The organism is Bacteroides faecalis (genome assembly GCF_003865075.1).
Classification (GTDB): Bacteria; Bacteroidota; Bacteroidia; order Bacteroidales; family Bacteroidaceae; genus Bacteroides; species Bacteroides faecalis.
Map to the genome: position 1 here is coordinate 112,247 of NZ_BHWB01000013.1, position 6,728 is coordinate 118,974.

General features: G+C 40.2%; 2 protein-coding genes and 2 pseudogenes. All 4 read left to right on the forward strand.

Annotation, left to right across the window (positions count from 1 at the left end):
• The first annotated feature begins 63 nt into the window (after positions 1-63).
• Complete coding sequence (alaS, locus tag EJF25_RS18280) at positions 64-2,682, forward strand: alanine--tRNA ligase (RefSeq protein WP_125042272.1); 2,619 nt, start codon at positions 64-66, stop codon at positions 2,680-2,682.
• A 225-nt stretch (positions 2,683-2,907) separates the two neighbouring features.
• Complete coding sequence (locus tag EJF25_RS18285; protein WP_125042273.1) at positions 2,908-5,142, forward strand: GH92 family glycosyl hydrolase; 2,235 nt, start codon at positions 2,908-2,910, stop codon at positions 5,140-5,142.
• Positions 5,139-5,692: pseudogene (locus EJF25_RS18290) on the forward strand (RNA polymerase sigma-70 factor). Before EJF25_RS18285 ends, EJF25_RS18290 begins: the two are co-directional and overlap by 4 nt.
• A 52-nt stretch (positions 5,693-5,744) precedes the next feature.
• Positions 5,745-6,728 (forward strand): annotated as a pseudogene (locus EJF25_RS18295) (FecR family protein); the annotation flags it as partial.

Genomic DNA, 6,728 nt, shown 5'->3' on the forward strand with positions numbered 1-6,728 from the left:
AAAACGAGCTATCTTTGCACTGTTTTTTGAGAATATTAACCTCAACAATAGATATATAGAAGTATGTTGACTGCAAAAGAGATCAGAGATTCATTCAAGAATTTCTTTGAGTCGAAAGGACATCACATTGTTCCCTCGGCTCCGATGGTGATAAAAGATGACCCTACCCTGATGTTCACTAACGCGGGTATGAACCAGTTTAAAGATATTATTTTGGGCAATCGCCCGGCAAAATACCACAGAGTCGCAGACTCTCAGAAATGTTTACGTGTAAGCGGAAAGCATAATGACCTTGAAGAAGTAGGACACGATACCTATCATCATACCATGTTTGAGATGCTAGGCAACTGGTCATTCGGTGATTACTTCAAGAAAGAAGCTATCAATTGGGCTTGGGAATATCTGGTAGAAGTATTAAAGCTGAATCCGGAGCACCTGTATGCAACTGTATTCGAAGGTAGCCCTGAAGAAGGATTGAGCCGCGACGATGAAGCTGCCTCTTATTGGGAACAATTCTTACCTAAAGACCATATTATTAATGGTAACAAACACGATAACTTCTGGGAAATGGGTGATACAGGACCATGTGGACCTTGTTCCGAAATCCATATCGACCTTCGCCCGGCTGAAGAACGTGCTAAAATCTCCGGTCGTGATCTGGTAAATCATGATCATCCTCAGGTTATTGAAATATGGAATCTTGTGTTCATGCAATATAACCGCAAGGCCGATAGCAGCCTTGAACCACTTCCGGCAAAAGTAATCGACACCGGTATGGGATTCGAACGTCTTTGTATGGCCTTGCAAGGCAAAACATCCAATTACGATACAGATGTATTCCAACCGATTATCAAGGTTATCGCTGCTATGGCAGGTACTGAATATGGAAAAGATAAGCAAAGTGACATCGCTATGCGTGTAATTGCTGACCATATCCGTACCATTGCATTCTCTATCACTGACGGTCAGTTGCCTTCAAATGCAAAAGCAGGTTATGTTATCCGACGCATACTTCGTCGTGCCGTTCGTTACGGATATACTTTCCTCGGTCAGAAACAAGCATTCATGTATAAGTTACTACCTGTATTGATTGAGAATATGGGAGAAGCATATCCTGAATTGATTGCACAGAAAGATCTGATTGAAAAGGTTATAAAAGAAGAAGAAGAAGCATTTCTCCGTACTTTGGAAACAGGTATCCGCCTGTTGGATAAGACAATGGAGGAAACAAAGGCTGCCGGAAAGAGTGAAATCAGTGGTAAAGATGCCTTTACTCTATATGACACTTTTGGTTTCCCTCTCGATCTTACTGAATTGATTCTCCGTGAGAATGGAATGACAGTCAATATCGAAGAGTTTAATGCTGAAATGCAACAGCAAAAACAGCGTGCTCGTAATGCTGCTGCCATTGAGACTGGCGACTGGATTATTTTGAAAGAAGGAACAACCGAATTTGTAGGTTACGATTACACCGAATATGAAGCTTCCATTCTTCGTTATCGCCAGATCAAACAGAAAAACCAAACTTTGTATCAGATTGTACTTGATTACACTCCATTCTATGCAGAGAGTGGTGGTCAGGTTGGTGATACCGGTGTATTGGTTAGCGAGTTTGAAACCATTGAAGTGATCGATACTAAAAAAGAAAATAACCTTCCGATACATATCACCAAAAAGTTACCCGAACATCCGGAAGTTTCGATGATGGCGTGTGTAGATACTGACAAGCGTGCAGCTTGTGCAGCCAACCACTCAGCAACTCACTTACTGGATGAAGCACTTCGCGAAGTTCTGGGTGAACATGTAGAGCAAAAAGGTTCATTGGTTACTCCGGACTCTTTACGTTTTGACTTCTCTCACTTCCAGAAAGTGACGGATGAAGAAATACGTAAGGTAGAACACTTAGTGAATGCCAAGATTCGTGCGAACATTCCATTGAAAGAACACCGCAATATTCCTATTGAGGAAGCCAAAGAACTGGGAGCAATTGCACTCTTTGGTGAAAAATACGGAGATAAAGTACGTGTGATCCAGTTTGGTTCTTCTATTGAGTTCTGTGGAGGTACACATGTTGCCGCAACCGGAAATATTGGTATGGTGAAAATCATTTCTGAAAGTTCTGTTGCAGCCGGTGTACGCCGTATTGAAGCTTATACTGGTGCTCGCGTAGAAGAAATGTTGGACACAATCCAAGATACACTCAGTGACTTAAAAGCACTCTTTAATAATGCTCCGGACCTCGGTATTGCCATCCGCAAATACATCGAAGAAAATGCAGGTTTGAAGAAACAGGTAGATGACTTCATGAAAGAGAAAGAATCTGCACTAAAAGAAAGGTTGCTGAAAAATATTCAGGAAATCAATGGAGTGAAAGTTGTGAAATTCTGTGCACCGCTTCCTGCTGAAGTGGTGAAAAACATAGCTTTCCAACTTCGTGGTGAAATTACTGAAAACTTATTCTTTGTTGCAGGAACCATAGATAATGGTAAACCAATGCTGACAGTCATGATAAGCGACAACCTGGTTGCAAGCGGATTGAAAGCCGGCAATCTGGTGAAGGAGGCAGCTAAACTGATTCAAGGCGGTGGCGGTGGACAACCTCACTTTGCAACTGCCGGAGGGAAAAATATAGATGGAATGAACGCAGCCGTCGAAAAAGTATTAGAACTTGCTGGAATTTAATAAATAAAAAACTTAAATTAAAGAATGTAGAATTGCCATGCAACTATTCAGCTAATTCTTCATTCTTTATTTTTTAATTCTACACTATAAAAGAGATTAGTTTCCAATGAAAAAAGGAGACTTATCTCTTTTTTTAGTTTATTTTTTCTACCTTTGTAAACAGATTAATTATTTTCTTTATCCTTCAAATAACAAAATAAGTAATCACTAATACCTCAAAAGACAATGAAAACGCCGATTCATCTATACCTGTTTTTAGCTTGTATATTTGCAGCTTGCAATGCAACAGAAGAAAAACAAGAAATAGATTATTCATCGTACGTAAATCCATTTATCGGAACCGATTTTACTGGAAACACTTATCCCGGCGCCCAAGTCCCCTTCGGCATGGTACAGCTCAGTCCGGATAACGGACTACCCGGTTGGGATCGTATTTCCGGTTATTTCTACCCGGACAGTACCATTGCAGGATTCAGCCATACACACCTTTCAGGAACAGGTGCAGGAGATTTATATGATCTATCTTTCATGCCTGTTACATTGCCATATAAAGAGGCAGAAGCTCCGCTTGGCATATACTCTAAGTTTTCTCACGAAGATGAAAGTGCATCTGCCGGTTATTACCAAGTACGCTTGAAAGACTATAACATAAATGTAGAACTGACAGCAACAGAACGTTGTGGTATTCAACGGTATACATTTCCTAAAGCGGAGGCAGCTATATTCCTAAACCTGAAGAAAGCAATGAACTGGGATTTTACCAATGACTCTTATATTGAAGTGATAGACTCTGTAACCATTCAAGGCTACCGCTTTTCAGACGGCTGGGCACGTGACCAGCATATTTACTTCCGTACCCGTTTCTCCAAACCTTTTGAAAAAGTAGAATTAGATACTACAGCAATTATAAAAGACAATAAACGCATTGGAACTGCGACTATTGCCCGCTTCGATTTCAACACCCGGGAAGGAGAACAAATTCTGGTAAATACAGCGATCTCTGGCGTCAGTATGGAAGGTGCAGCCAAAAACCTGGAAGCTGAAGCCCCTGAAAACAATTTCAACAAATATTTAGCAGAGGCTAAAGCTAATTGGAACCGTCAGCTCGGCAAAATAGAAGTAAAAGGAAACAATGAAAATGATAAAGTGAACTTTTATACCGCTTTATATCATTCCATGATTGCTCCTACTATTTATAGCGATGTAAACGGAGCTTATTATGGTCCAGACAAAAAGATACATCAAACTAACGGATGGGTAAACTACAGTACTTTTTCACTGTGGGATACTTATCGTGCCGCACATCCCCTCTTTACTTATACAGAACCGGAACGTGTCAATGATATGGTGAAATCCTTCATTGCATTTTACGAACAGAACGGACGTTTGCCTGTCTGGAATTTCTATGGAAGTGAAACTGATATGATGATTGGATATCATGCAGTTCCTGTCATAGTAGATGCTTATCTAAAAGGAATTGGAGACTTCGACGCAGAAAAAGCATTGGCTGCATGTGTAGCTACAGCTTACATTGATAATTACAGAGGAATTGGATTATACAAAGAACTCGGATATATACCTTTCGATATAACAGACAAACACAATGCAGAGAATTGGTCGTTATCTAAAACTCTGGAATATGCATTCGATGACTATTGCATCGCTGAAATGGCAAAGAAAATGGGCAAGAAAGAGATTGCGGATGAATTTCATAAACGTTCCCTAAATTATAAGAATGTTTATAATCCAGCCACTTCATTCATGCAACCCCGGGATAGTAAAGGAGAATTTATCAAAGATTTCAAAGCAGACGACTATACCCCACATATCTGCGAAAGTAATGGATGGCAATATTTTTGGTCCGTACAGCATGATATAGACGGGCTCATAGACCTTGTAGGCGGTAAAAACCGATTTGCCCAAAAGCTGGACAGCATGTTTACTTATCATCCGTCATCAGCAGACGAGCTACCTATTTTCAGCACAGGAATGATCGGACAATATGCACATGGAAATGAACCGAGTCATCATGTTATCTATCTGTTCAATACTGTCGGACACGAAAATCGTACGCAGAAATATATAGCCAAAGTAATGAATGAGCTTTATCTCAATACACCAGCTGGACTTTGTGGCAATGAAGATTGTGGGCAAATGTCAGCGTGGTATGTATTCAGTGCGATGGGTTTCTATCCTGTCAATCCGGTGAGTGGACAATATGAAATAGGTACTCCCCTCTTCCCGGAAATGAAATTACATCTGACTAATGGCAAAATTTTCACCGTACTCGCTCCAAACGTAAGTAAAAAGAACATTTATATTCACTCAATCAACATAGACGGACAGCCCTATGACAAAACGTATCTTACCCATGAACAAATCATGAATGGGGCTACCGTAGAATTTGAGATGGGCGATACTCCTAAAGCATTTGGAGTTATTTTTGAAGAGAAAGAATGAATAAAAACTTCGAATTAACCTACAAAGCACTATTTCGCAGGTACTATCCAAGTCTGATCTTCTACGCTATCCGTCTGGTAGGAGATGAAGAGGCAGAGGATGTGGTACAGGATGTGTTTGTAGAACTCTGGAAAAGAAAAGACAGCATAGAAATAGGCGATCAGATTCAAGCCTTTCTCTATCGGTCTGTTTATACCCGTTGCTTGAATGTATTGAAACATCGAAACATTGAGGAAGGGTATTGTGCTGCTATGGAAGAAATTAACCAAAAGCGGGCGGAGTTCTACCAACCGGACAATAATGAGGTTATTAGAAAAATCGAAGATCGGGAACTACGAAAAGAAATATACGATGCCATTAACGAGTTGCCGGACAAATGCAAAGAGGTGTTTAAACTCAGCTATCTGCACGACATGAAAAATAAAGAGATAGCTGATATTCTCGGAGTTTCACTCCGAACAGTGGAAGCTCATATGTATAAAGCACTTAATATCTAAGAAATCGCCTCGATCACCTTTGGATAGTATTTTTCTTATTTTTATGGAAATAAGATAAGTGTTTTTACGAACTAGGTTGTTTTTATAATAAGAAGGAAAAGAAAAATGAGAAATCTGAGCGAAGACATACTGAAGAAAATATTTGATGGGAGAATGTTCCGAAGAAGAACTAACCGAGGTTAGTGCTTGGGTTAAGGAATCAGACGAACACGCCCGTCAGTTGTTTCGCATGGAGGAAATTTATCAGTTAGGTAAAGTGAACTCCTATGCGGACGAGCTACGGATGGACCTTGCTGAAAAGAGACTTTACAAGAGAATTAAAGAAGAAAGCAATAACAACTTAAAACACTACGTATACATCAGTGGATGAGATATGCTGCTATCATTACTGTAGTATTATTGTTGGGAGGAGGAGCCGTATACTGGTTCTATCAAAAACGAAACAGACATGCTGGTAGCTACCGCCAATAAAGGAATTGTTGAAGAAGTCACTCTAACCTGACGGGACTAAAGTCTGGTTAAAACAATTCCGCTACTTGAGAGAAATCCACGTAAGTTTTCTGACACAGAACGGAATGTTTATTTGGAAGGAGAACCTATTTTAATGACCAGTAACCAGAAACGCACAACAGCCATTCATTGTAGAAAGTGACGCAATGAGAGTACGAGTGTTGGGTACGGTTTTCATTCAACTTCAATGTGACAAACATCAGTCGGTTGCCGAAGCGCACTCTGATCGAAGGAGAGATTGAAGTAAAAGGCAAACAGATGAAGGGCAAAGCATTCTTGCTCTCCGGGACAACGTGCCGAATTGAAATAGAGATACAGGCAGATGATTGTTAAACAGGTAGAAGCTAATTAGATGCTGTTTGGCACGATGATTTAATTCCATTTGAACAAGCGGACATCTTCACCATTACAACAAAAGCGCTGGAACGTTTCTATGATGTAAGATCATCCTGTCACCGGATATCCGTTCTGACAAGACCTATTCGGGGGTACTGAAAAAAATCAAACATAGAATCAGTATTGCAATCGTTGCAAAACGCGAATACCAATCAACTATAAAATCGTCGGAAGTAATATTTT

Coding starts and splice junctions, on each gene's coding strand:
- EJF25_RS18285 (WP_125042273.1), top strand. CDS start 2,908: ATGAAAACGCCGATTCATCTATACCTGTTTTTAGCTTGTATATTTGCA.
- alaS (WP_125042272.1), top strand. CDS start 64: ATGTTGACTGCAAAAGAGATCAGAGATTCATTCAAGAATTTCTTTGAG.